Genomic DNA, 23989 nt, shown 5'->3' on the forward strand with positions numbered 1-23989 from the left:
GGCGGGTCAGACCTCGAAGTCGGCGACGACCAGGGTCGCGATCGCCCGCCACTGCTCGGCGACCGCCACGTGGGCCGGGTGGGTGGCGTAGGCCTTCAGGGCGTCCTGGTCGGCGAACAGGCTGTTGAGCGCGTAGTCGTAGGCGACGTCGCGCGGGCTGACGTTCCAGCCGCACTGCCACTCCAGCAGCTCGGGGATCTGCCGGTCGAGGCCGTCGAAGCCCGCGGCGGCGGCCTGGGCGCGCGGGTCGTCCTTGGCGACGCCCTCGTTGAGCTTGAACAGGACGAGGTGGCGGATCACGGGACGCTCCTTGCGGACATGCGGGTAACGGACCTGGTCACGCTACTCGACGTCCGCGGCGGCCGGCCGCCCCGGCGGCTAGTTGATCAGCCCGGTCATGAAGTCGCCGATCGACTTCGCGGCCTCGGAGACCCCTTCGAATCCCGACTGGACCAGCTCGGCCGCGCGGGTGGGGGAGTGGATGATCGTGTACCCCACGAAAATCAGCAGCAGGTACATGCCGATCTTTCTTGCCTGTGCCATCGAACCGCCCACCTCCACCGTCTGCCCCGGCCCCGCGCACCCGTGAACACTGGCGTTCGCACGGCGACCCCTCCGCGCAGCTTATCCACCGATCGGCGCAATGGGATGGGCAACGCGTTCACTCGCCCGGGCGAAGGTCCCACGGACCTGGGCCCTTGTGCGGATGCCCGGGACCGGCGGGCGGGGCAGGATGGTTGACGTACCGAGGATCTGGCAGGAATCCGGGTACGTGGGGCCGGAGGTCCCCGCTGTGGGATCGCGCGCCGCGGCTCCCCCCGCACGGCGCCGGTCGGGGGCCTCCGCACGGGGAGCCGTCCGACCCCCCGGGACGGCTCCCCCTCCCCCCGCTTCCACGGGAGGTCAGCGCTTCCACGGGAGGTCAGCGCTTTCGCAGGAGCGTCAGTGCTTCGCGGGAGCGTCAGCGCTGGGTGAAGCGCACCTCGGCCTCCGGAGCGAGCCCCAGCTCCTCGCCGGTGATCGGCTCACCGGTGCTGATCAGGATGTTGTAGTGGTTCGGGAAGTGGCAGGCGTCGAAACCCAGCACGGTGCCGACCGGTCGGCCGCCGATCCAGACCGTGTCGCCCCGGTCGATCACCCCCGCCCGGGAGATCTCGGTGAAGCCCAGGAACCCGACCCGGTCCACCCGGGTGCCGGGGGTGCCGTCCGCGACGTCCGTGGTGACCAGCTCGTGCAGCTCGCCGGCCCGGACGCAGCGGCTGGCGTACGGCTCCACCGTCATGCCGCGGTCCTCCCGGCGGTGGACCAGCACCTTCACCAGCTCACCGGCGACCGGGCGCTTGGCACCGTCCTCCTGGCGTTCCGTCATCATCGAGCCGGCGGTCATCGGGAAGCCTCCTGGGGGACGCGGAGTGCGAGGTGGGTGGCGGCGGTGTCGGCCGTCCGGTAGGCGGCGTGCACCAGGTCGAGGGCGTGCGCGCCGCCGTCCCGGTGGGCCGCCGGGGCGTCGAGGGCGGCGCCGAAGGCGGTCAGGATGCCGCGGTACTCGTGCCAGAGCGACTCCTTGAAGCCCGGATGACCGGCCAGCAGGTCGGCCTGGCGGACCGTGCCGTCGGCCAGGACGAGCCGGACGTCCTTCAGCTCGCCCGGGTAGGACCAGTCCAGTTCGACCCGGGCCCGCGCCGGGTGCGGGCCGTCGGTGACCAGGTCGATCACCGCCGCGCGGTCCAGCCCGGCCCGGTCCCGCTCGATCGCGGCCCGGGTGACGGTCAGCTCCGCCTCGCCCAGGCAGCGCCGGACCAGGTCGAAGGCGTTCGGGCCGTTGTCCGCGACGCAGCCGCCGCCGCAGCGGGCCGGGTCCAGGTACCAGCGGTCCCGGCCGACGTGCTCCTCGATCCGCTCCAGGTAGCGCACCCGCACCTGCCGGACCGGCTGGTCGAGGCCGGCCAGCAGTTCCAGCAGCCGGGTGTTGTAGCGGCGGTGGAAGGCGGTGAACAGCAGGGTGCCCCGCTCGGCGGCGAGCCGGGCCAGCCGCGGCCCGTCGGCCGGGTCGGTCGCCAGCGGCTTCTCCACGCAGACCGGCACCCCGGCGGTCAGCAGGTCGCGGCAGAGCGGGGCGTGGGCGTCGTTGGGCACGGTGAGCACCGCGCCGGCCAGCCCCGGGTGGGCGGCCAGCAGGGCGCGGTGGTCGCGGTAGGCGGGCGTCCCGGCAGCGCGGTGGGGGGCCAGCGCGGCCTCGTCCAGGTCGCAGACGGCGGCCAGTTCGACCGTCGGGTCGGCTTCGATCGCGGCCAGGTAGAACCGGGAGATGACGCCCAGTCCGATCACGGCCACCTGGCGCGCGGTCACCCGGCGTGCCGTCATTCGTCGTGCGGTCATTCGGCGGCCGCCCGCCCGGTGGCGCCGATCGGCCGCGGCGGGGTCAGTCCGCTGGCCGCGGCCAGCTCGGTCAGCTCCTGGAACCGGGCCGGTGCCAGGTGCACCCCGCTGATCAGCTGGCGCTCGGCCAGCTCGCCCTCCGGGTGGCCCGGGTAGCCGACCGGGTTGGCCGGATCCACCGGCGGGCAGTCCAGCAGGGTGCCGAACAGCTCGTCGGCCTGCCGGGCGAAGTCCCGGCCGTCCCGGAGGGCGCCGGGGGCGACCGCCAGGGCCAGGTAGCCGATGTCGTCGTCGCGGCCGCCGGGGCGCCCGTCGCCGGCCAGCGCCGCCCGCTCCGGGCCGAGCCCCGCACCGGCCAGCAGGGCGCCCAGCACCTCCACCACCAGCCCCAGGCCGTAGCCCTTGTAGGCACCGGTCCGGGGGCTGCCGCCGAGCCAGAGCAGATGGGCCTCGCCGCGGTCGAAGGCGGCCGGGTCGGTCACCGGATCGCCCTGCTGATCGGCCAGCCAGCCCACCGGGACCTGCTGCCCGGCCCGGGCCGCGGCCCGGACCCGCCCGGTCGGCACCACCGTGGTGCTCATGTCCAGCACGAACGGGTGGAGCCGTCCGCCCGCCGGAGCGGCGACGCTCAGCGGATTGGTGCCGAGCAGCGCGGTGCGGCCACCCGGCGGCCGGGCGATCCGCTGGCGTCCGCAGTTGGCCGCGAGCAGTCCGATCATGCCGCGCCGGGCCGCCCGCAGGGTGTGGAAGCCGGCGCAGCCCAGGTGGGTCGCGCCGCGCACCGGGACCAGGGCGACACCGTGCCGCTCGGCCCGCTCGACGGCCAGGTCCATCGCCGCCGACGCCGCCCACAGGCCGAGCGCCCGCCGGTCGTCCAGCAGCACCGCCGCACCGAGGTCGGCCAGCACCTCGGGCTCGGCGGCCGGGTCGGCTCGGCCCTCGTCGAGCAGCGGCAGGTACAGCCGGGTCAGATTGGTCAGGCCGTGCGAGGTCAGTCCGGTCAGATCACCGTGGAGCAGTGCCTCGGCGGCGGTCCTGGCCCGGGCGGCGGGCAGGCCGCGGGTGGCGAACACCTCGGCGGTGAACCGCAGCAGTTCCGGGTAGCGCACGGTCACCCCGGGCCGGGGGCCCGGTGGCACGGTGCCCAGCCGGGCGCCGTCGCCCTCGGCGTGGTGGGTGTCGAGCGTGGGTGTCAGCGACATGCGGTGCTGGCCTCCTGAGTCTCAATGAGCGGGACTGGTGGTGCGGCGGGCTGCGCGCGGCGGTGGGACGGGACCGGCGCAGTCGGTGTCGAAGGCGGCCAGCAGGTCGCGCACCGACCGGGCGAAGGCGGCCAGCTCGGCGGTGTGCACGAACTCGCCCTCCGCGTGGGCGTTGTTGCCGGCCAGGGTGCCCGGGCCGAGCACCGCGGTGTGGGCGCCCGGCTGGCCGGCCAGCCAGATCGCGTCGCAGGTGAAACCGGGCTCGTCGGCCGGCCAGGCGGCGATTCCGGCGCCGGCCAGCAGCTCGGTCAGCCAGGGGTCGCCGGCCGCCGGGGTCAGTGCGGGCAGGCCGCGCTTGAGCCACTCCAGGCGGGTGATCTCCGCGGCGTCCACGGCGGTGCGGGCCAGCACCGGGTTGGCGGCGAACCGGTCGGCGAACGCCCGCAGCCCCTCGGCCAGCCCGTCGGTGACCGCTCGCTCCAGGCGGGCGGCGGTGGCCGGGTCGGGGTAGGCGAGGTTGAGCAGCAGCTCGCCGCCGCCGTAGACCCGGTTGTGCAGCCGGCCGGTGTGCAGGCCGGCGATGCACAGCCGCCCGTCGCCCGGGGTGATCGCGCCGGCCAGGTGCTGGGCCAGGAAGCCGAGCAGCACGGTGGCGTTGTGGCCGGCGGCCGGCCGGTCGTCCACCGCGTCCTGGCCGTGCGCGGTGATCCGGGCGGTCATCGCGGCCGTGCACCGGGTCAGGGCCCGGTTGCCGGTGGGCTCGCAGAAGACGTTGAGCCGGCCGTAGTGCCCGGCGGCCACCAGCGGCCGGGTGCCGAAGGTGCCCAGCGCCCCGCCCTCCTCGCCGGCCACCGCCTGCACCAGCACGGCGATCCGGTCGGCCAGCCCGGGCCGGGCGGCCAGTGCCGCCCGCACCCCGGCCAGCAGGGCCACGGCCGGTCCCTTGGCGTCCACCGCGCCGCGGCCGTGGAAGGTGCCGCCGGTCGGCCCGTCGACGAAGCGCACCGGCTGTTCGCCGGCCACGGTGTCCAGGTGCACGTTGAACATCACGGTGCGCTCGCGCGGGGTGTCCGGCGCGCCGAGCCGCAGCAGCAGCGAGGGCTGGGCGGCCAGGAACGCGGGGTCGGCGGCCGCGGCGCGCACCGGCAGCGGCACGTCCGGGAGTTCGGTCCAGGTGCGGCCCGGCGCCTGGTGCCGCAGCACGGTGAAGCCGCACTCGGCGGCGGCCGCGGCGGCGTACCCGCGCTGGGCGTCCCAGAGCCGCGGGGTGCCGGCCGGGTCCTCCAGCGGGCCGGCGGTGGGCAGGGTCAGCAGCTCCAGCAGCAGCCGGCGGTCGGTCGGGGTCAGCACGGCGGTGTCCACTCCAGCCCGGCGGCGCTGCCCTGCCAGCCGCCGCCCGCCCCGGCCGCCGCGGTCTCGGCCAGCTCGCGCAACGCCCGGCCGCACCGGGTGAAGGCGGCCCGGCAGGCGGCGGGTTCGTCCCGGTGGCCCTCGTGCGGGCGGACCGCGACGTGCGGCTCGATCGACCAGTGGCCCCGGTAGCCGGCGGACAGCAGCAGCCGCAGGCAGGCGGCCACCTCGGCGTCGCCCTCGCCCGGCGTGCGGTAGACCACCGCGCCGCCGGCCGACCGCACCGCGTCCTTCACCTGCACGTGCCGCACGTGCGGGGCGAGTTCGCGCAGCAGGTCCAGTGGGCGGTAGCCGTGGGCCGCGCCGTTGCCGGTGTCGAAGAGCAGCCCCAAGGCGTCGCTCCCGGCCGCGTCCAGCAGGCGCAGCGCCCGGTCGGCGTGCCGCCCGGCCCACCCCGAGCAGTTCTCGTGCAGCAGCACCACGCCGTGCCGCTCGGCGCTGCGGGCCAGCAGCCGGATCCGCCGCAGCACCTCGCGTTCCCAATCAGCCTGGGACAGGCCGTCGTTGGGATAGGACATGATCCGCAGGAACCGGGTGCCGAGCGCCGCGCAGCGGTCCGCCAGCAGCGCCAGCTCGTCCAGCTCGCGGCCGAAGTCGCAGGAGACCGGGCGGGTCCAGCCGCCGATCCGGGAGGCGACCACCGGCACCCGCAGGCCGGCCTCGGCGATCCGGGCCGCGGCCCGGGCGAACGCCGGGCCGCTCAGCAGGTCCAGCGGCCGGCCGTCGACGGAGCGCAACTCGATGGCGCGCCAGCCGAGTTCGTCGGCGGCGGCGAGCTGGCCGGTCAGGTCGGCGGCCGCCTCGTCGGTGATCCCGCAGTAGCCGATCCTCCACCGGCCCGCGGCCGGGGGTGCCCCCGCGACCGGACCTGCCGACGGGGAGCCGCCGGTGGCCCGCTTTCCGGGCGACAGCTCAGTGGACACAGGTCAACTCCCGTTCGGTCGGTTCGGCCGGTGTGCTGCTCGGGTCCGCGCCGCTGAGCCGCTTGGCGTCGCTCAGCAGCCGGACCGCCCTGACCTGCGGATCGAACTCGGCCCGCGGCGGCAGTGGTCCGGCCAGGAAACGGGCGTAGGCGCGGCGCAGATAGCTGCTCAGCGCGTCGTCGGGAAAGACGTCATGGCTGTTCAGGTTCCTTCCGTGCAACCGGAGTTGGGCGTACTCGTCATCGGCGCTGCCGGGGTAGTGGCCGATCGCGGTGCCCCGGGTGAAGCGCAGTGCGATCCGGCGTTCGCGCACCGGTGACATCAGGTCCGAGACGATCTCGGTGCGCACGCCGCCGTGGTGGGCCAGCACCAACCGGGCGCTGCCGAGCGCCGGGCGGAGCTGGTCGCCGACCCGCAGGTCCCGCCGGTCGGCGCCCAGCACCTCCGCGTCGCCGGCCAACTGCAGGGCCACGCCCAGCGCGTGCGGGATCTCGACGTCGAAGGCGGTGGGGTGGCCGCTGGTGGTCAGCGAGCGGCGGAACCGCGGCTTGTGCTGGCGCACCGAGATGCGCCGCAGCTCGCCGAGTTCACCGCCGCGCACCAGCGCGGTGAGCCGCTCGGTGAGGGTGCTGGCCAGCCACGGCGCCACCACCGCGACCTCCAGGCCGAGATGGTGCACCAGGTCGGCGAGGGCCTCCAGGTCGTCCGGGTGGGCCGCCAGCGGCTTCTCGATGATCAGCCGGCGGAAACCCAGTGCGGCGAGCTCCGCCACCAGTTCGGCCCGGCGCTGGGGCGGGGTGCAGATGTGCGCCACGGTGCGCTCCGGGTCGAGCACCGTGCGGGCGGCGCCGAGCGAGGGCAGCAGCCGCAGGTCGGGGGAGTCGGGTAACGCGGCCGGGCTGGGATCGACGGCGAGCAGCGGCGCATCGGCGAACAGCCGTGCGGGTTCGTGCCGCAGTCGTAGCAGCACCGGCAGGTGCAGCCCGGCACCCGCTCGGCCGAGGCCGACGATGAGGGTGCGGAACATCGCGCGGTGCCACCTCCTGGGCGGTTCTTGGCCGCATGGGTCAGGCCGGATCGGAACGGCGACAGGGTGCCGATCGGCCTGATGGCAAGTCAACTCGCTCTGGGTGGTTACCTTCACTAAAGAGTGGTTTATGAGTAATCAGCACTCTTTTGACGGTATGCCGCTGGACAGCCGACGTAGCCTCGGTCCCCACATCCGAGCCTTCGCCCCCGCGGGGACGGGGCACGCCTCCGGCCTGGCGGCCGGGAGTCGCCCCCACCCGGCCGCCGGGCGGGAAGGCCTCGCCCTGAGAGGGGGAGTGTTGCAGCCATCCACCGCCAACGCCGGCGCGCTGCCCAGGCAGCCGGCCGGCCGCCGACCGGTGCCGTTCTTCACCCAGGCCCGCACCTTCGAGGAGCTGTGGCCGCTGATCGAGCGCCGGGCCGTGGAGGTGCTCGACGACGGCAAGTTCTCGCACGGCAACCAAGTCGCCCAGCTGGAACGGGCGCTGGCCGAGTACACCGGCGCCCGCCAGGTGATCGGCGTCAACAGCGGCACCGACGCGCTGGTGCTGCTGCTGCGGGCGGCCGGACTGCGGCCCGGTGACGAGGTGGTGGTGCCCGCGTTCAGCTTCTTCGCCTCGGCGAGTTCCGTGGTGCTGGCCGGCGGCCGGCCGGTCTTCGCCGACATCGACCCGCAGACCTACGCGCTGGACCCGGCGGCGCTGGAGGCCGTCCTCGCCGAGCGTGACGGTGCGGAGCGGACCAGGTTCGTGATGCCGGTGCACCTGTTCCACCGGCTCGCCGACCTTCCCGCGCTCTGCGCGGTGGCCGACCGGTACGGCCTGACCGTGCTGGAGGACAGCGCCGAGGCGATCGGGATGCGCCTGGGCGGCCGGCACGCCGGACTGTTCGGCGTCGGCGGGGTGCTGTCCTTCTTCCCGACCAAGACACTGGGTGCGATCGGGGACGCCGGCGCGGTGCTCACCGACGACGACGAGGTCGCCGCGACGGTGGCCGCGCTGCGCCACCACGGGCGGTTCGGGCGGACCATCGGCGACTTCTCGACGATCAACACCAGTACCTCGCTGCCGGGTTGCAACAGCAAGATGGACGATCTGCAGGCGGCCGTGCTGCTGGCCAAACTGACCAGGCTGGACGCCGACATCGCCCGCCGGGCCGAGCTGGCGGCCGCCTACGACGAGCGGCTGGCCGACGTGCCGGAGGTGCTGCGCCGCCCGCCGGTGGGCGGCGTGGAGGGCCAGGTCTTCTACGTCTACCTGATCGAGACCGAACGCCGCGACGAGCTCGCCGCCTACCTGGCGCTGCACGGCGTGGAGACCGAGGTCTACTACCCCTCGCCGCTGCCGCTGCAGCCCTGCTTCGCCGAACTCGGCCACCGGCCGGGCGAGTTCCCGGTCGCCGAGGCCGCCTGCGGCCGCACCCTGGCGCTGCCGCTCTACCCGGAGCTGGAGTTCGACCAGGTCGACACCGTCTGCGAACTGATCCGCGCCTTCCACCGGAAGCCGACGAACACCGGCCACCGGGAGCCGACGAACACCGGCCACCGGGAGCCGACGACCACCGCCCACCGGGAGAGCGAGTGAAGACCGCCCAGTCGACCGAGATCCCGTTCTTTCCGCCGGACCTCTTCGAGGGCGACCGGGACGAACTGCTGCGCCTGCTGCGCGAGATCGGCACCGGTGCGAGCCAGCGGTTCATCCTGGGCGAGCAGACCGCGCTGCTGGAGCGGGAGTTGGCCGAGCAGCTGGGCGCCGCCGACGTCGTCGCCTGCTCCAGCGGCAGCACCGCGCTGACCATGGTGCTGGCGGCGCTGGAGGTCGGGCCGGGTGACGAGGTGGTGGTGCCGGCCTTCGGCTGCGCCCCGCTGGCAGCCGGCGTGCTGCAGTTGGGGGCCCGGCCGGTCTTCGCCGACATCGACCCGTGGACCATGGTGGCCGACCCGGCCGCGGTGGAGCAGCGGATCACCGAGCGGACCAAGGCGCTGATGCCGGCGCACGTGTTCTCGGTGATGGCCGACATGCCGGCCTTCCGGGCGCTGGCCCGGCGGCACGGGCTGCGGCTGGTGGAGGACTCCGCGGTGGCCCAGGGCGGGGTGCTGGCGGGACGGCCGGCCGGGCTGTGGGGCGAGGCCGGGGTCTACTCCTTCGTCCAGGTGAAGACCTTCGGCATGCCCGGGGAGGGCGGCGTGGTGGTCACCGGGGACGCCGGGATCGGCCGCACGGTGCGGATGCTGCGCAACCACGGGCAGGACGGCAGGACCAGGTTCCGGCACCACCGGATCGGCTGGAACAGCCGGTTCGACGAACTGCAGGCCGCCTTCCAGCGCTACCGGTTGCCCGGACTGCCGGCCCGGCTGGCCCGGCGGGCCGAGATCGCGGCGTACTACACCGAGCGCTTCACGCCGCTGGTCGCCCGAGGGGTGCAACCGCCGCCGCCCGGCACCGAGGGCCGCTGCTACTACGTGTACACGGTGCTGGCCGAGCGGCGCGACGCACTGGCCGACCACCTGGGGGCGCGCGGCATTGCGTCGCACGCCTACTACCCGCAGATCCTGCCCCGGCAGGAGGCGTTCGCGCCGTACGCCCGCGCGGGGGACAGCTGGCCCGCCGCCGACCGGGCCGCCGAGCGGGCGCTGTCGATCCCCGTCTACCCCCATCTGACTGACCGACAGGTGGAGCGCATCGCCGACGCCGTATGCGACTTTGCCGTCGTTTGATCGAAGGCGACCGGTAGTCATGGGTTTCCAGCCCCGACGGGTGACACTTCGTTCACACTCGTCGGGGCCGCCTTATGGGTGAAGAACGTTGACCGTCCGAGTGAAGTCCAGGACCGGTCATGCGGGACTTTTTCGGATCGGCTCCGAGCCGGCGCCCAAGCGCCGCAAGGGTTCGCGGCATTCCGGAGCCAACGACCCGCCGATGACACGGAGAGTGACGGATTTCTGCCTCACTGTGATCCACTTGCGCCGAGCTCGGGCATCCGGCCCGACATGTCCTAGGAGGACCCATGCAATTCACGACCAAGCGCTCCGTCGCCCTTGCGGTCGCCGGTCTGGTCGTGGGCACGCTCGGCGCGCTGAGCGTTCCGGCTCTCGCGGACAACGCGCCCGCGCCCCAGAACGCCAGCCGGATCCCGGCGATGACCCTGGACTTCGCCGGCAGCAACAGCGAGGCCAGCAGCCCGCAGCAGGTCGGCGTCGCCTTCGGTGGCCGCGGCATCGTCAAGGACACCGAGGGCAACAAGATCGGTACGGTCTACGACGTCTGTGCCAAGGACGCGATCGAGGCCAAGGCGGACATCGTGTTCTGCACCGGCATGATCGAGACCGAGCGGGGCAAGATCTCGTTCAGCGCCACGCTGCCGATCAGCGACGACGCGGCCAAGCCGGAGCACGAGGCCTTCACCGGTGTGGTCAACGGCGGCACCAAGGACTACGAGGGCGTCAGCGGCGAGGTCCGCTTCAAGCCGCAGGCCCAGGGCGTGTTCGACGCCACCTTCAGCTGATCCCAGCGTAGCCCGACCGGGGAGCCGTCGATCCGTCGACGGCTCCCCGTCTGCTGCCACCCCGCCGTTCGTGACCGGAGTACCGACCGATGAACACCACCCCCGCGCCGGGATACGCCTTCGCCGAGCTGGGCGAGCTGGTCCAGGACCACGCCGCCAGCCGGTCCGCCGCCTATGACCCGTTCACCGTCGAGCGGTTGGCCGCGACCGGCGTCGGCGCCGGCTGGTCCTGCCTCGAAGTCGGCGCCGGCGAGGGCGAGATCGCGCACTGGCTGGTCCGGCGGGTCGCGCCCGGCGGCCGGGTGCTGGCCGTCGACCTGGCGCCCGAGCGGGTGCCCGCGGCTGCCGGGCTGCGGATCGAGCGGCATGACATCGGCCACGACCCGCTGCCCACCGCGGAGTTCGACCTGATCCACGCCCGGCTGGTGCTCCAGCACGTGCCGGAGCGGCAGGCCGCGCTGGACCGGCTGCGCACCGCGCTGCGGCCCGGCGGCTGGATCCAGATCGACGAGTTCGACGTCTCCTACGGCCCGGTGCTGATGGCGCCCTCCGCCGAGGCGGCCCGGCTGTACGAGACCTTCCTGGCGGCCAAGAACCGCGCGCTCGCGGCCACCGGTGCCCGGCCCACCTGGGGCCGCGAGGTCGCCGCCGACCTCGCCGCCGCCGGCTTCGAGGCAGTCGACCCGCAACCGCGCATCGTGCTCTGGCAGGCCGGCCACCCGGGCCTGGAACTGCTGGTCAGCCACACCCGGACGCTGCGGGACCGGCTGCTGGAGCAAGGGATGACCGACAGCCAGCTGGAGCAGGTGCGGGCGGTGATGCGGCATCCGGGGTTCCGGGCCGCCTCCTGCGTCCGCTACTGCGTGCAGGCCCGCCGCCCCTGAACGACCCATTCGACAACCTCACGAAGAGGATTCCCCACCGTGCTGGACACCCTCGCGCCAGTCCGACGGTACCGGCCCACCGCCGTGTCCTGGCGGGCCTACGTCCGCCTCGCCAAGCTGGACGTCTACGACTACTACCTGGCCACCCCGCTGCTGCTGGCCATGCTGCTGCCCGCCCGGCCGCTCACCCTGCGGGGCTGGGCGGTCCTCGGTCTCTTCCTGGTCGGCGGCATCGCCATGTTCGCCGGGCTGTGCTCCTTCGACGACGTGACCGGCTACCGGGACGGCAGCGACGCCGCCAACTACGGGCCCGACGCGCCGGCCCGCCGACTGGCCCGCAAGCCGCTGATCGCCGGCGCGCTGACCGAGCGGCGGGCCGTCCGGTTCGCCTGGTGGGCGACCGCCGCGCAGTTCGGCTGCTGGGGAGTGGCGCTGGCGATCGCGCCGCACCGGCCCTGGTGGGCCGTCGCCAGCACGCTCGGCTGCCTGTTCGCCGGTTTCCAGTACTCCTGGTGGCTGCGGCTGAGCTACCGCGGCTGGCAGGAGTTCCTGCTCGCCTTCTACGGCTGGGTCTTCGTGCTCGTGCCCTACGGGCTGATCACCGGCCGGATGGGCGGCTTCGCGGCGGTACTGGGACTGGTCTTCGGGCTCGGCCCGCTGCTCTTCGGCGTCTACTCCAACGTCAACGACATCGCGGGCGACCGGGCGGTGGGCCGGCGCACGGTGGCGGTGCTCGCCCCGCCGGCCGGCAACACCGCGTTCATCGCGGCACTCTGCGCGGTGGAGGCGGCGCTGCTCCTGGTGCCCGCTCAACTCGGCTACGCCCCGGGCTGGTTCGCTGCCCTGGTGATGCCGGTGATCGCGCTGCGGGCCGGCCAGTTCACGCTCGGCCTGGTGGCCGGCTCCCGGGAGATCCTGCGGGCCCGCCGGCTGGGCATCCACACCCACCGGGTCTGCACCGCACTGCTGGTGGCCGCCTGCCTGCTCAACGGCGGTGCGGCATGAGGCTTTTGCGCCCGCTTCCGCTCGACTTCGGCCCGTACTTCGAAACCCTGGCCGACCGCGGCTGCCCGACGACCGTGCGGCTGAGCCGCCCGCTGGACCTCGCGCCGGACCGCGGCTGCGTCTGGACCATTCCCCAACTCGCCGAGCTGGTGCGGGAGATGTCGGGCGTGCTGGCCGCCGCCAAGGTGCGGCCCGGCGACCGGGTGGCGATCCACAAGACGAACCACTGGGACTACGCGCTGCTGGCCGCCGCCACCGCGCGGATCGGCGCGGTGCCCGCGCTGCTCTCGGGGGGTCTGCCGCCGGAGGCACTGGGCGTCCTGCTCGCGCGGCTGCGGCCCGAGTTGCTGCTCTCCGACCGGGCCACCCTGGCGCTCGCGGCCGACCGGCCGGCCGTCCGCACGCTCTGCCTGGACGGGGCGGCGCCCGGCTGCACCGATCTGGCCGACCTGCTCGGCGGCGCGGTCCCCGCCGTCCACCGGCGCACGGACGACCAACCGCTGGTGATCATGCACACCTCCGGCACCACCGGGGTGCCGAAGCTGGTGGTGCACTCCACCCGCAGCCTGGTCCGCCGGATCACCGGGTTCGAGGCCCGCCGCTGGCCGGTCGTCTCGGTGCGGCCCGAGGACACCGCGGCCAGCGCGGTCTCCTTCGCGCACGGCCGGGCGGTCTCCTGGACCATCTCCGCGTTCTGGGGCCGACCGCGCACCGCGCTGCTGCTGGCCGACTCCGGACCCGCCGCCGTCCAGCTGCTGCGCGAGCACCCGCCCACCCTCATGGAGGCACTGCCCGCCACCTACCAGCAGTGGCAGTCGCTGGCCGCCGGACCCGACGGCCCGTTCACCGCGATGCGCCTGTTCATCAGCACCTTCGACGCGGTGCACCCGCCCACCGTGCGGACCTTCCTCCAGGCCAGCAGCCGGCGGCACCCCGTCTGGCTGCAGGGTTGGGGCCAGAGCGAGACCGGACCGCTGAGCTTCCGGTTCCTCACCCGCCGCTCGCTGGCGCGGCACGAGGAGCGCCACCCCACCACCCGCGACCTGGGCCGGCCGGTGCCCGGCTGGGTGGGCCTGCGGGTGGTCGACCCGGTCACCGGCCGGCCGCTGCCGCGCGGGCGGGTCGGACTGCTGCAGGCCCGGGTGCCCGGACTCTGCCAGGGCTACGTCGGCGAACCCGAGCGCTGGGCGGCGAAGCTCGACGGGCGCTGGTTCAGCACCGGCGACACCGGGTTGCGCACCCGCACCGGCCGGGTGCGGCTGCTGGACCGCGAGGTCGACATGATGCCGGGTGGCAGCTGCGTGGAGCTGGAGGACGTGCTGCACGACCGACTGCCGGAGGTCGAGGAGGCGGTGGTGCTGGCCGCCGGTCCCGGACGCTCGGCGGTGCCGCTGCTGGTCACCAGGGACGGCCTGCTCGACCCGGGCCGCTGGCAGCACGCGGTGCGCGACCTGCCGCCGCTGACCGATCCGGTGCTGGTCGGCCCGGAGGCGCTGCCCCGCACCGGCACCGGCAAGGTGCGGCGTCACCTGCTGCACGACCGCTACCTGGCGGGCGCGGCGCGCTACGGGAGCGGGCGGTGGACCTGATGAGCCGTCCCTCTCCGGCAGGAGGCCGCTGTGACCGCCCCTGACCTCGACGTGGCCGTCATCGGCGCCGGACTCGCGGGCCTGGCCACCGCCTACCGCCTGAACCGGGCCGGCCGCTCGGTGCAGGTCTTCGAGGCCGCCGGACGGGTCGGCGGGCGGATGGCCGCCGGCCTGTACGACGGCTACCGGATCGACGAGGGCGCGGAGACCATCGCCGCCCGCGGCTACCCCGCCACCTGGCAGCTGATCCGCGCCGCCGGCCTGACCCCCGCCGACGTGCCGGCCGTCCCGCACTCGCTCGCCCTGTGGCGGCACGACCGGCCCCACGCCCACCTGGGCCACCCCCGCGGCCTGCTCGGCGGGGCGGGGATGTCACCGCGCGGCCGCCTGGACTGGCTGCGGTTCGCCGCCGCGCTCGGCCGCGACACCGACCTGGACCGCCCCGAGGCCACCGCGTTCCACGACCTGACGATCGCCCAGGCCGCCGACCGCTACCACCCCGACCTGCACGACGCCCTGCTGCAACCACTGGCCGGCTGCTTCTTCGGCTGGGACACCAGCCGTTCGGCCCTCGGCCCGATGGCCGTCATGCTGGCCGCGACCGGGATCGGCTCCCGCTGGCTGGTCTACCGGGACGGCATGGACACCCTCGCCCGCGCCCTGGCCCGGCAGCTGCTCGTCACCCTGGACAGCCCGCTGGCCGAGGCCACCGCAGGTCCCGGCGGCGTCCGGCTCGCCTTCACCGACGGCCGCACCCTGACCGCCCGGCAGGCCGTGCTGGCCCTGCCCGCACCGCTGATCCGCACACTGCGCCCCGACCTGCCCGAACACGAGCGGCCCTACCTCACGGCCGCCGGGTACACCCCGATGCTCAAGGTGGCCTGCCTGCTGGACCGCCCGCTGCCCTCGCCCACCCGCAGCCCCAGCTACGGCCTGATCGTGCCGGAGACCGAGAGCCGGCTGGTCTCCGGAGTGATCCTGGACCACCTGAAGGCCCCCGGCCGGGCGCCGCTCGGCCGCGGCCTGGTCTCGGTGCTCATCTCCCGGCACGCGCTGCCCGAACTGCTCGACGCGCCCGACGCCGAGGTGATCGCCGCCGCCACCACCGAGGCCGGCCGCTTCCTGCCCGGGCTGCCCGGCGCGCTGCAGACGGCGCACGTCTTCCGCCACCCGCTCGGCCTGCCCGAGGCCACCCCCGAGGCGCTGCGGCTGCGGCCCGGCTTCCTCGGCCGCCCGCGGCAGGCCATCGAGTACGCCGGCGACTGGCTGCCGCTGCGGCCCAACTCCGAGTCGGCCGCCCGCTCGGCGGTGCTGGCGGCCGAGCGGGTGCTGGCCGCCGAGCCGCAGCGGGTGCCGGCCTGACCCGGCGGGTGGGTCAGCTGAGGAGCTCCGTCACGGACGCGGCCGACCAGTGGCCGGCCGCGCCCGGGCGGCTCGCCAGGTAGGCGGCGATCCGCCCGGTGCCCCAGCCGTGCGCCTCGGCGAGCCCGGTGGCCAGCTGCCGCAGGTACGCCGCAGCCGGCGCGTTCAGCCGCGCCTCGGCCAGCGACCAGGGTGCGGTGAAGGTCAGCATCGGCTCGCCCTCGACCTCGCCGACCAGCAGCAGGGTCTCGTAGCGGCCCGGGCCGAGCTCGGCCCGTCCGGTGGCCAGCACGGCGGTCAGGTCCAGGTCGGTCCCCGGCGGGTGGTACATCTCCTGCGCCGCGATGTCGGAGAACTGGCCCACCGTCACCCGGTAGGCCCGGGCCGGCACCACCCCCGCACCCGCCTCGTAGAACCCCATCCCGCCGCCCCACTGCCACGACTGCTCCGCGAAGTACAGCCGCCCCGGCAGCTCCACCCGTCGCGCCGCCCCCGGCATCCCCCGCTCCCGGCACCCCGGATACGTCCGCACCCCACCCACCGCCCGCCCGCCCTGCACGTAGCAGCGCAGCCGCTCGACGGCCATGTTCGACCCGTACGCCGCGTACCAGACCCACCGCGGCCTGCTGCTCATCACCCGGGCTCCCTACTCCGCCAGGCAACGGCGAAGGGCACCCCCGAAACTTCGAGGGTGCCCTTCGTTCTGGCGGTAGCGGTGGGATTCGAACCCACGGTGGAGTTGCCCCCACACACGCTTTCGAGGCGTGCTCCTTTGGCCGCTCGGACACGCTACCGAGAGGAGACTCTACCGGACGGGGTGGCCTGCGACGAAATCCGTTCCCGGCCCGGTGATCAGCGGTGGGCGTCGAACCAGGCGCGCAGCTGGGCGGCGCAGGTGTCGGCGAGGACACCGGGGACGACCTCGGGGCGGTGGTTGAGCCGCGGGTCGCGCAGGGCGTCGAAGAGCGAGCCGGCGGCGCCGGTCTTGGGTTCGAGCGCGCCGTAGACGACGCGGTCCAGGCGGGCCAGCACGATGGCGCCCGCGCACATGGTGCAGGGCTCCAGGGTGACCACCAGGGTGCAGCCGCTCAGCCGCCACTCCCCGAGGGCCTGCGCGGCCTGCCGGATGGCCACGATCTCCGCGTGCCCGGTCGGGTCGCCGACCGCCTCGCGCACGTTGTGCCCGCGGCCGATGACGGCGCCGTCGGGGCCGAGCACCAGCGCGCCGACCGGCACGTCGCCGGTCGCGGGGGCCAGTGCGGCCTCGGCGACGGCCTGCCGCATCGACGGCTCCCAGCGGTCCCGCACCGGATCGGGGCGGACCGGTGCGGGCAGGGGGGCGAGGTCGAGGTGGGGCTGCATCCCTCCAGTGTCGGGCACCGGCAGCCGCACCCCGACCACCGGCCCGATCAGCGCACCGCTTCCAGCACCTCGCCGCAGCCCAGCGCCTCGGCGAGCTCGGCCAGGGCGTCGCCGGGTTCGGCGCCGTCGCCGCTGAGCTCCAGCAGGTCCGCGGCCGGCACGCCGAACTCGGCGAGCAGCTCGGAGTCGCCGAGCGGGCCGACCGGCACCCCGCCGGGGCCGGTCAGCGGACGCTCGTCGTCGTCCTCCTCGTCGTCGGAGAGCTCGGCGTCGCCGTCCTCCAGGTCGGTCACCAGACTGTCGAGGTCGTCGAACTCGCTGTCCCCGGCGCGGCCGACCAGCTCCTCGGTGAGGACCACGTCCCCGTAGGAGCTGCGGGCCGCCGCCGCGGCGTCGGAGACGAAGATCCGCGGGTCGTCCTCACCGTCCACCCGGACGACGGCGAACCATGTGTCCTCCTGCTCGATGAACACCAGCACCGTGTCGTCGTCCTGTGCCGACTCGCGTGCCAGATCGGCAAGGTCGGCCAGGGTCTCGACGTTGTCCAACTCGGTCTCGCTCACATCCCACCCGTCCTCGGTGCGAGCAAGCACTGCAGCGAAGTACGCCACCAGGGACACTCCCAAATGGTCTCGGCCGTAGGCGGACTCGGGCGAACGCGGTCTGGCCGCCCCCGCACCAGAGGCGGTCCGCTGTTCGGACCGTCCCATCGGCATCGTGACAGATAGCCAGGCCTCGCGGGGAGTGTTCGGCAGCGCGTCTTCGCAGGTCGTGTCGGATTGGGTGGGCGAACGGGCGTCAGATGGCTCGGATTCGCCGCCGTACGGCCGATGACCGCCCTCTGATCATGTGCGAACCGGCTGTTGCTCGTGTCAGATCCGGAAGGTGCGCATGCGGAGTGCTTCACGCATTCGGCGCTCCTTGGTCTTGCGCGGCTGCACCCGGGCGCGCAGCTCGCGTGCCTCGGCGAGTTCGCGCAGGAAGACGGCGCGGCGTCGGCGCCGTTCGGCCTCGGGCTCCGGTGCGTTGCCGACTGGTCCGTCCGGGGCGGCGGCGGAGTCCTCCGGGTTCGTCTCCATACTGTGCGACTTTCCCAGAAGTCCTGAATCGACACCATCGGAGGGGACGGCGCCGGGGGCGGGGGCCACGGCGAACCCCGGCCCCCGGTGGTCGTGACCGGGCCCCCGGCCCCCAGTGGTCGTGACCGGGCCCGGACCGCGGTTAAGGTCCCTGTATGCGGATCCACGTCGTCGACCACCCCCTGGTGGCCCACAAGCTCTCCACGCTGCGCGATGAGCGCACCGACTCCCCGACCTTCCGTCGCCTCACCGACGAGCTGGTCACCCTGCTGGCCTACGAGGCCACCCGGGACGTGCGGACCGACGAGGTCGAGCTCACCACCCCGGTCGCGGTGACCACCGGCACCCGGCTCAGCTACCCGCGGCCGCTCGTGGTGCCGATCCTGCGCGCCGGTCTGGGCATGCTCGACGGCATGACCCGGCTGCTGCCCACCGCCGAGGTCGGCTTCCTGGGCATGGTCCGCAACGAGGAGACCCTGGAGGCGTCCACCTACGCCACCCGGATGCCCGACGACCTGTCGGGCCGTCAGGTCTACGTGCTGGACCCGATGCTGGCCACCGGTGGCACCCTGGTGGCGGCGATCCGGCTGCTGATCGACCGCGGCGCGACCGATGTGACGGCCGTGGTGCTGCTGGCCGCGCCGGAGGGCGTCGCCGTGATGGAGGAGGAGCTGGCCGGGCAGCCGGTCACCGTGGTCACCGCCGCGGTCGACCAGCGGCTGAACGAGCACGGCTACATCGTCCCCGGCCTGGGCGACGCGGGCGACCGGCTGTACGGCACGGCCGGCTGAGCGGCCGCCCCCGCGCGGGGGCGGCTCAGCAGCTGCTCGGCCGCGGGGAGGGGCTCGGCGACGGCTTGATGGCGGCGGCCAGTGCGGTGGCCGCCGCGTTCTGGTCGAGCAGCTGGGAGAAGCCGGCGCCGATCACCAGGTCCACGCTGCCGTCGCTGCGGCCGTCGTTCATCGTGGCGGCCCCGGCGACCTGGGCGCCGAGCAGCGCCGCAGCCCCGGCCCCGGACTGGCCGCCGACCACCTCGGCGGTGCCGGGCACCTTGTTCTGCAGCGGGCCCGGCGCGTTGCCGACCTTGCCCACGGTGAAGCCGCGCTTCTTCAGCTCGTCGGCGGTGCGCGCCGCCAGCCCGTTCTTGTCGGTGGCGTTGAGCACGTTGACCGTGACGGTCTGGGGCTGCGGGACCGCGGTCACGGACGGCAGCGGGGTGCCGAGCGCGCCGGGGGAGCCGGAGGCGGCGGGCGAGGCGGAGGCGGCGGGTGAGGCGGAGGAGGCGCCCGAGGCGGGGGCGGCCAGCGGCTTGCCGGAGGCGTGGGCGCTGGCGCAGGCCTGGGCGAGGCCGTGCTTGGCCTTGCCGGTGAAGATGTTCACCAGCTGGACTCCACCGAGGGCGATCAGCGCGAGTGCGAGCAGTGAGCCCACCAGCATCAGCACCTTGCGCCCGCGCCGCGGCGGTGGTCCGAGCCGCGGGTAGCTGGTGCCAGTGATCCGGAACTGCTTCCCCTTCATGCCGTGGGGAGTCAACATGCTCACAGTCTGTCTCCCCTTGGTGGAAGGGCAGCCTTGCCGATGGGTGGCGGGCGCGTCGCGTGCGATCGGCCGCAGCGCTGGGCGCCGGGGCCGCAGTACCGGGCGACCGTGGTCAGCAGCCTAGTCCGGTTCCTCGGATGAAGGTAATAAATGATCATCCTTTGGCGGCACCCGGGCACTCGAAAGGGTGTACTGACGATCATTCGGCGGCCAGGCCCGAGCGGAATCCCGGGCCCACGAACGTGACAACGCACGGGGGCCCGCCAACGTTGCGGGCGGAACGCGCCGGCGTGCGGGAACCGTCAGTCGAGTTCCAGCACCCGGGCGTGCAGCACCTGGCGCTGCTGCAGCGCGGCCCGCACCGCGCGGTGCAGCCCGTCCTCCAGGTACAGGTCGCCGTGCCATTTGACCACGTGGGCGAACAGGTCGCCGTAGAACGTGGAGTCCTCGGCCAGCAGGGTCTCCAGGTCCAACTGGCCCTTGGTGGTCACCAACTGGTCGAGTCGCACCGGACGAGGGGCGACGTCCGCCCACTGACGGGTGCTGGTCCGGCCGTGATCCGGGTACGGCCGCCCGTTGCCGATGCGCTTGAAGATCACACGGAAAGCCTACCCGCACCGGCGCGACTGGTGCAGCAAACGCGCGGCCCGGGAAGTGGTCTCGGCCACGCGGGTGCCGGAGGTGCCCGCCGGCCCCGGGAAATCCGCCGGAGATCCCGACCCCGACCCCCGGTCCACCGGTCCCCGCTCCGGCGTTGGTCTAGACCTGGCAGGCGCAGACGGGCTCACACGTCCGGGTGACCGGGGCCTGTCGCAGCGCCGGGCGCCAGACCGGCGGCTTGACGATGAACGGATGAGAGACCGTCAGTTCTTCGCCGCGGCCCGGGCCCCGCTCGCCGTGGCCGCCGCTCTGCTGGTCGCCGGAGCCGCCCCGCCGGCCGTCGCGCACCGAGCCGCCAGCCATCAGACCACCGTCAGCGACCCCGCGCAGTACGTCAATCCGTTCGTCGGGACCAAGCCGGGCGGCATCGACTACGGCACCGGCGGCGGCGCCGGCGACACCTTCCCCGGTGCCACCGCCCCGCTCGGCATGATGCAGTGGAGCCCCGACACCGTGACCTACCAGCACGGCGGCTACTACTACGACGACCAGCGGATCCGCGGCTTCAGCCTGACGCACATCTCGGGCGCGGGCTGCGGCGACTACGGGAACATCCCGTTCCTGCCGTTCCTGGGCGACACGCCGGTGGCCCACGAGACCTTCTCGCACGACCGCGAGAGCGCCGCACCCGGCAGCTACGCCGTCACCTTCGACAACGGGCTGCGCACCGAGCTGACCGCCACCCAGCGCTCCGGGATGGCGCGGTTCAGCTACCCGGCCGGGCAGACCGCCTCGCTGCTGGTGGACGCCGGGCGCGGCTTCAACAAGGCCTCCGGCTCGGTGACGGTCGGCACCGACACCATCTCCGGCTACACCGACGGCGGCGGCTTCTGCGGCACGGGCAACCGCTACCGGATCTACTTCACGGCGCACTTCGACCGGCCGTTCGCCGAGGCCGGGACCGTGCGCGACGGCCAGCTGGACACCTCCCGGCACACCGCCACCGGTGAGAGCGAGGGCATCGCCCCGCAGCCGCCCCGCACCGCCGAGGCCCAGGCCCAGGCCCAGCGCACGCGGCAGCCGGCGCAGCCGGTCCACCCCGACGCACCGGCCGCCGGCTCGTCCGCCCAGGCCATGGTCACGTTCGCGCCGGGCAGCACGGTGACCGCCCGGGTCGGCATCTCCTTCACCAGCGCCGAGGGCGCCGAGGCCAACCTGGAGCACGAGCAGGCCGGCGCCGCCTTCGAGCGGGTGCGCGACGGCGCCCGGACGCGCTGGAACGACATGCTGGGCCGGATCGCGGTCAGCGGCGGCACCGCCCAGCAGAAGCGCACCTTCTACACCGCGCTCTACCACTCGCTGCTGGCCCCCTGCGTGCTCAGCGACGTGAACGGCCAGTACCCCGGCATGGACGGCCAGGTGCACCAGAACCCGGCCGGCAGGGTCCAGTACTCCGACTTCTCGGGCTGGGACGTCTACCGCTCGCAGATCCAGCTGCTCGCGCTGCTGGCGCCCAAGGAGGCCTCCGACATCGCCGAGTCGGTGCTCCACCAGGGCGCCCAGGCCGGCTACTTCGACCGGTGGACGCTGGCCAACGGCGGCACCGGTGTGATGATCGGCGATCCGCTGCCGATGATCGCCGCCGAGATCCACGCCTTCGGCGGTACCGACTTCGACGCCGAGGCCCTGCTGAACCGGGCCCTGGAAGGCCGGAGCAACGACCGGGAGCGGCCCGGCCACGCGGCCTACGACAGCGAGGGCTTCCTGCCGGTCAACACGCCGGGCGAGTGGGGACCGGCCTCCGGCACCCTGGAGTACGCCACCGCCGACTTCGCGCTCAGCCAGCTCGCCCAGCGGCTCGGCGACCGCGAGAACCATGACGCCCTGCTGCGGGCCTCGGCCAACTGGCGCAACGTCTTCAACGCCGACAACAAGTACGTCCAGCCGCGCACCGCCGACCACACCTGGTCGACCTTCGACCCGGCCTCCGGCGACGGCTTCGCGGAGGGCAACGGCGCCCAGTACACCTGGATGGTTCCGTACAACCAGCGCGGACTGTTCGACGCGATGGGCGGCAACGAAGCCGTGACCGGCCGGCTGGACAACTTCTTCCAGCAGCTCAGCGCCGGTCCGGGACAGCCCTACGCCTTCCTGGGCAACGAGCCCAGCCTCAACGCTCCCTGGGCCTACGACTACGCCGGCCGTCCGGACCGGACCGACGACGTGGTGCGCCGCGCGGTCACCACGCTGTTCGGCGACACCCCCAACGGCGAGGTCGGCAACGACGACCTCGGCGAGCTGAGCTCCTGGGCGGTCTGGGGCATGGTCGGCCTCTACCCGATGGTCCCGGGCCGGGCCGAGCTGGCGCTGGGCAGTCCGCTCTTCACGGACACCACCATCACCCGGGGCAACGGCGCCAGCATCAACCTCCGGGCGCAGAACGCCTCGACCGACGCCCGCTACGTGCACGGCCTGCGGGTCAACGGCCACTCCAGCACCCGTCCGTGGGTGGGCGCCGAACTGGTCCACCGGGGCGGCTCCCTCGACTTCGACCTGGGCACCACCGCGGATCCGACCTGGGGCCACGACCCGAAGGACGCCCCGCCCTCCTTCGACGTCGGACCGGCCAAGCCGGTCAGCGGACCGATCACCGGCCTTGACGGCAAGTGCCTGGACGTCGACCACAGCACCGGCCCCGCCGTCCAGCTGTGGGACTGCAACGGGACCGACGCCCAGCAGTGGACCATGGCGGGCGACGGCACCCTGCGGGCGGTCGGCAAGTGCCTGGACGTCGACCACTCCGGCACCGCCGCCGGCACCGCCGTGCAGGCCTGGACCTGCAACGGCACCGGCGCCCAGCAGTGGTGGCCGCGCTCCGACGGCTCCCTGTACAACCCGCCGTCCGGCCGCTGCCTGGACGACCCGCAGAGCCGCACCGACAGCGGCACCACGGTGCAGCTGTGGGACTGCAACGGCACCGGCGCCCAGCGCTGGGAGTTGCTGAGCCACTGAGCCACTGAGCCACTGAGCCACTGAGCGACTGACGGCAACCGCCGGGTCCTGGCCCCCGTGTCAGGACCCGGCCTGTTTCTTCGCCCTGGCGGCTCGCTTCAGCTGCTGCTTGTGGGCCCGGACCTGGAGCAGTGTCTCGGCGCCGGTGATGTCCGCGACCGAGCGGTGGCTGCCCTCCTCGCCGTACGGGCCGGCCGCCTCCCGCCACCCCGGCGGCCGCACCCCGAGCTGCTTGCCCAGCAGCGCGAGGAAGATCTGCGACTTCTGCGCCCCGAACCCGGGCAGCTCGTTCAACCGGCGCAGCAGCTCCGCCCCGCTCGGCGCGTCCTGCCACACCGCCTCGGCCCGGCCGCCGTACCGCTCCACCAGGAACCGGCACAGCTGCTGCACCCGGCCCGCCATCGAGCCCGGATACCGGTGGACGGCGGGCTTCGCGGCGAACAGCGCCGCGAACTCCTCCGGGTCCCAGCTCGCGATCGCCGCCGCGTCCGGCTCCGCCACCCCCATCCGCTGCGCGACCGTGTACGGCCCGGTGAACGCCAGCTCCATGGGCACCTGCTGGTCCAGCAGCATCCCGATCATCAGGGCGAGCGGACTGCGGCTGAGCAGCGCATCGGCATCAGCCTGCTGCGCGAGACGAAGCGTGACGGCCATGCCCCCATGATGGCGGCCGGTCGGTGGCGGGCAACTCGGCGTGCCGGTCGGTTGGGCCTCGCGAGATCGGGACCGCCGGGGGCTGTGGGGGGCCTGTGGGTGGGGGTGCCCGGTGTTGCGAGGGGCTCGTGTGGGCGGTGCTTTCCGGTGCGCCTGTGGGCGGGGGTGCGCGGTGCTGGTCGAGGACCTCTCCCAGGTGTCCGCCGGCGGCGAGGTGCCGCTGGCCGCGCTCGATGAGGGGAGCTGGCGGTGGGAACGCTGTCGACCACGTTCTGGGCCGGGCTGCGGATCGGCCGGCTGCGGGATCCCGCTCCGCGGCACGAGCGGTTGCCGCGGTTGCCGGGGCCGGCCGACCTCGCCCCGTCCGTGCCCGCGCAGCTGCCGGCCCGGGAACTGCTGGCCGCCGCCGATCCGAGCTGGTACCGGGAACTGGACGGGCCCAGGCGGAGCGCCGGG

The 23989-nt window shown here is 74.2% G+C and carries 24 protein-coding genes and 1 tRNA gene; 9 read left to right on the top strand and 16 right to left on the bottom strand.

The features are described 5' to 3' along the window. Positions 1-6: 6 nt before the first annotated feature. The 8 genes from LN042_RS20545 to LN042_RS20580 all read right to left on the bottom strand — a co-directional run bounded on the left by LN042_RS20545 (position 7) and on the right by LN042_RS20580 (position 6941). Positions 7-300: a Dabb family protein gene (locus LN042_RS20545; protein WP_230052742.1), complete on the bottom strand. Its 294-nt coding sequence runs from the start codon at positions 298-300 to the stop codon at positions 7-9. A 78-nt stretch (positions 301-378) separates the two neighbouring features. Then, positions 379-543, bottom strand: coding sequence for a hypothetical protein (locus tag LN042_RS20550; RefSeq protein ID WP_230052743.1), 165 nt, complete (start codon positions 541-543; stop codon positions 379-381). A 418-nt stretch (positions 544-961) separates the two neighbouring features. Further along, positions 962-1387 (bottom strand): DUF6917 domain-containing protein, encoded by a 426-nt coding sequence (locus LN042_RS20555; RefSeq protein WP_230052744.1) that lies wholly within the window; start codon positions 1385-1387, stop codon positions 962-964. Next, a complete protein-coding gene (locus tag LN042_RS20560) occupies positions 1384-2379 on the bottom strand; it encodes a Gfo/Idh/MocA family protein (RefSeq protein WP_230052745.1) in 996 nt (331 codons plus the stop codon). The genes LN042_RS20555 and LN042_RS20560 overlap by 4 nt, the downstream gene beginning before the upstream one ends. Then, on the bottom strand, positions 2376-3581 hold the full coding sequence (locus LN042_RS20565) for an Ldh family oxidoreductase (protein WP_230052746.1): 1206 nt from the start codon (positions 3579-3581) through the stop codon (positions 2376-2378). The genes LN042_RS20560 and LN042_RS20565 overlap by 4 nt, the downstream gene beginning before the upstream one ends. A gap of 21 nt (positions 3582-3602) precedes the next feature. Beyond that, a complete protein-coding gene (locus tag LN042_RS20570; RefSeq protein WP_230052747.1) occupies positions 3603-4931 on the bottom strand; it encodes a M20/M25/M40 family metallo-hydrolase in 1329 nt (442 codons plus the stop codon). Then, the gene (locus LN042_RS20575) at positions 4925-5914 is read right to left on the bottom strand and encodes a sugar phosphate isomerase/epimerase family protein (protein WP_230052748.1); all 990 of its coding nucleotides are present in this window, start codon (positions 5912-5914) and stop codon (positions 4925-4927) included. Before LN042_RS20575 ends, LN042_RS20570 begins: the two co-directional genes overlap by 7 nt. Next, positions 5904-6941 (bottom strand): Gfo/Idh/MocA family oxidoreductase, encoded by a 1038-nt coding sequence (locus tag LN042_RS20580; protein ID WP_230052749.1) that lies wholly within the window; start codon positions 6939-6941, stop codon positions 5904-5906. The genes LN042_RS20575 and LN042_RS20580 overlap by 11 nt, the downstream gene beginning before the upstream one ends. A 301-nt stretch (positions 6942-7242) precedes the next feature. On the opposite strand from LN042_RS20580, the gene LN042_RS20585 reads away from it, so the two are divergent. The 7 genes from LN042_RS20585 (at position 7243) to LN042_RS20615 (ending at position 15287) form a co-directional block, all read left to right on the top strand. Next, complete coding sequence (locus tag LN042_RS20585; protein ID WP_230052750.1) at positions 7243-8526, top strand: DegT/DnrJ/EryC1/StrS family aminotransferase; 1284 nt, start codon at positions 7243-7245, stop codon at positions 8524-8526. Continuing rightward, entirely contained in the window at positions 8523-9659 is a 1137-nt protein-coding gene (locus LN042_RS20590; protein WP_230052751.1) for a DegT/DnrJ/EryC1/StrS family aminotransferase, read from the top strand. Before LN042_RS20585 ends, LN042_RS20590 begins: the two co-directional genes overlap by 4 nt. A gap of 290 nt (positions 9660-9949) precedes the next feature. Next, positions 9950-10447, top strand: coding sequence for a hypothetical protein (locus LN042_RS20595; RefSeq protein WP_230052752.1), 498 nt, complete (start codon positions 9950-9952; stop codon positions 10445-10447). Positions 10448-10536: 89 nt separating this feature from the next. Then, positions 10537-11331 carry a class I SAM-dependent methyltransferase gene (locus LN042_RS20600; RefSeq protein WP_230052753.1) on the top strand — a complete coding sequence of 265 codons (795 nt, stop codon included), beginning with the start codon at positions 10537-10539 and terminating at the stop codon, positions 11329-11331. A gap of 39 nt (positions 11332-11370) precedes the next feature. Further along, positions 11371-12336 carry a UbiA family prenyltransferase gene (locus LN042_RS20605; RefSeq protein WP_230052754.1) on the top strand — a complete coding sequence of 322 codons (966 nt, stop codon included), beginning with the start codon at positions 11371-11373 and terminating at the stop codon, positions 12334-12336. Beyond that, positions 12333-13925, top strand: coding sequence for a class I adenylate-forming enzyme family protein (locus LN042_RS20610; RefSeq protein WP_230052755.1), 1593 nt, complete (start codon positions 12333-12335; stop codon positions 13923-13925). The genes LN042_RS20605 and LN042_RS20610 overlap by 4 nt, the downstream gene beginning before the upstream one ends. Before the next feature lie 30 nt (positions 13926-13955). Beyond that, on the top strand, positions 13956-15287 hold the full coding sequence (locus LN042_RS20615; protein ID WP_230052756.1) for a protoporphyrinogen/coproporphyrinogen oxidase: 1332 nt from the start codon (positions 13956-13958) through the stop codon (positions 15285-15287). Between the two features lie 13 nt (positions 15288-15300). Here the strand turns inward: LN042_RS20615 and LN042_RS20620 are convergent, their stop codons facing one another. The 5 genes from LN042_RS20620 to LN042_RS20640 form a co-directional block, all read right to left on the bottom strand. Further along, entirely contained in the window at positions 15301-15921 is a 621-nt protein-coding gene (locus LN042_RS20620) for a histone deacetylase (protein WP_230052757.1), read from the bottom strand. A gap of 70 nt (positions 15922-15991) precedes the next feature. Beyond that, a tRNA-Ser gene (locus LN042_RS20625) sits at positions 15992-16081 on the bottom strand. Positions 16082-16139: 58 nt separating this feature from the next. Beyond that, positions 16140-16649, bottom strand: a complete 510-nt coding sequence (gene tadA / locus LN042_RS20630; protein ID WP_230052758.1) for a tRNA adenosine(34) deaminase TadA — start codon at positions 16647-16649, stop codon at positions 16140-16142. Between the two features lie 47 nt (positions 16650-16696). Beyond that, a complete protein-coding gene (locus LN042_RS20635; RefSeq protein ID WP_308191838.1) occupies positions 16697-17260 on the bottom strand; it encodes a tRNA adenosine deaminase-associated protein in 564 nt (187 codons plus the stop codon). A gap of 261 nt (positions 17261-17521) precedes the next feature. Beyond that, positions 17522-17728: a hypothetical protein gene (locus tag LN042_RS20640; RefSeq protein WP_230052760.1), complete on the bottom strand. Its 207-nt coding sequence runs from the start codon at positions 17726-17728 to the stop codon at positions 17522-17524. Between the two features lie 155 nt (positions 17729-17883). Between LN042_RS20640 and upp the strand changes: the two genes are divergently transcribed. Then, complete coding sequence (upp, locus tag LN042_RS20645) at positions 17884-18519, top strand: uracil phosphoribosyltransferase (RefSeq protein WP_230052761.1); 636 nt, start codon at positions 17884-17886, stop codon at positions 18517-18519. A gap of 25 nt (positions 18520-18544) precedes the next feature. Here the strand turns inward: upp and LN042_RS20650 are convergent, their stop codons facing one another. Continuing rightward, positions 18545-19264 carry a LytR C-terminal domain-containing protein gene (locus tag LN042_RS20650; RefSeq protein ID WP_230052762.1) on the bottom strand — a complete coding sequence of 240 codons (720 nt, stop codon included), beginning with the start codon at positions 19262-19264 and terminating at the stop codon, positions 18545-18547. Positions 19265-19569: 305 nt separating this feature from the next. Then, entirely contained in the window at positions 19570-19866 is a 297-nt protein-coding gene (locus LN042_RS20655) for a type II toxin-antitoxin system VapB family antitoxin (protein ID WP_101380881.1), read from the bottom strand. Positions 19867-20119: 253 nt separating this feature from the next. Between LN042_RS20655 and LN042_RS20660 the strand changes: the two genes are divergently transcribed. Continuing rightward, positions 20120-22879: a lectin gene (locus LN042_RS20660; RefSeq protein WP_230052763.1), complete on the top strand. Its 2760-nt coding sequence runs from the start codon at positions 20120-20122 to the stop codon at positions 22877-22879. A 60-nt stretch (positions 22880-22939) separates the two neighbouring features. Here LN042_RS20660 and LN042_RS20665 read toward each other — a convergent pair whose 3' ends face one another. Next, positions 22940-23533, bottom strand: a complete 594-nt coding sequence (locus LN042_RS20665) for an HhH-GPD-type base excision DNA repair protein (RefSeq protein ID WP_230052764.1) — start codon at positions 23531-23533, stop codon at positions 22940-22942. Positions 23534-23989 lie beyond the last annotated feature (456 nt).

Origin of the sequence: Kitasatospora humi, assembly GCF_020907985.1 — a bacterium.
GTDB classification, from domain to species: Bacteria; Actinomycetota; Actinomycetes; order Streptomycetales; family Streptomycetaceae; genus Kitasatospora; species Kitasatospora humi.

Coding starts and splice junctions, on each gene's coding strand:
- LN042_RS20610 (WP_230052755.1), top strand. CDS start 12,333: ATGAGGCTTTTGCGCCCGCTTCCGCTCGACTTCGGCCCGTACTTCGAA.
- LN042_RS20660 (WP_230052763.1), top strand. CDS start 20,120: ATGAGAGACCGTCAGTTCTTCGCCGCGGCCCGGGCCCCGCTCGCCGTG.
- tadA (WP_230052758.1), bottom strand. CDS start 16,649: ATGCAGCCCCACCTCGACCTCGCCCCCCTGCCCGCACCGGTCCGCCCC.
- LN042_RS20620 (WP_230052757.1), bottom strand. CDS start 15,921: ATGAGCAGCAGGCCGCGGTGGGTCTGGTACGCGGCGTACGGGTCGAAC.
- LN042_RS20560 (WP_230052745.1), bottom strand. CDS start 2,379: ATGACCGCACGACGAATGACGGCACGCCGGGTGACCGCGCGCCAGGTG.
- LN042_RS20580 (WP_230052749.1), bottom strand. CDS start 6,941: ATGTTCCGCACCCTCATCGTCGGCCTCGGCCGAGCGGGTGCCGGGCTG.
- LN042_RS20600 (WP_230052753.1), top strand. CDS start 10,537: ATGAACACCACCCCCGCGCCGGGATACGCCTTCGCCGAGCTGGGCGAG.
- LN042_RS20565 (WP_230052746.1), bottom strand. CDS start 3,581: ATGTCGCTGACACCCACGCTCGACACCCACCACGCCGAGGGCGACGGC.
- LN042_RS20595 (WP_230052752.1), top strand. CDS start 9,950: ATGCAATTCACGACCAAGCGCTCCGTCGCCCTTGCGGTCGCCGGTCTG.
- LN042_RS20650 (WP_230052762.1), bottom strand. CDS start 19,264: ATGTTGACTCCCCACGGCATGAAGGGGAAGCAGTTCCGGATCACTGGC.
- LN042_RS20640 (WP_230052760.1), bottom strand. CDS start 17,728: ATGGAGACGAACCCGGAGGACTCCGCCGCCGCCCCGGACGGACCAGTC.
- LN042_RS20555 (WP_230052744.1), bottom strand. CDS start 1,387: ATGACCGCCGGCTCGATGATGACGGAACGCCAGGAGGACGGTGCCAAG.
- LN042_RS20665 (WP_230052764.1), bottom strand. CDS start 23,533: ATGGCCGTCACGCTTCGTCTCGCGCAGCAGGCTGATGCCGATGCGCTG.
- LN042_RS20550 (WP_230052743.1), bottom strand. CDS start 543: ATGGCACAGGCAAGAAAGATCGGCATGTACCTGCTGCTGATTTTCGTG.
- upp (WP_230052761.1), top strand. CDS start 17,884: ATGCGGATCCACGTCGTCGACCACCCCCTGGTGGCCCACAAGCTCTCC.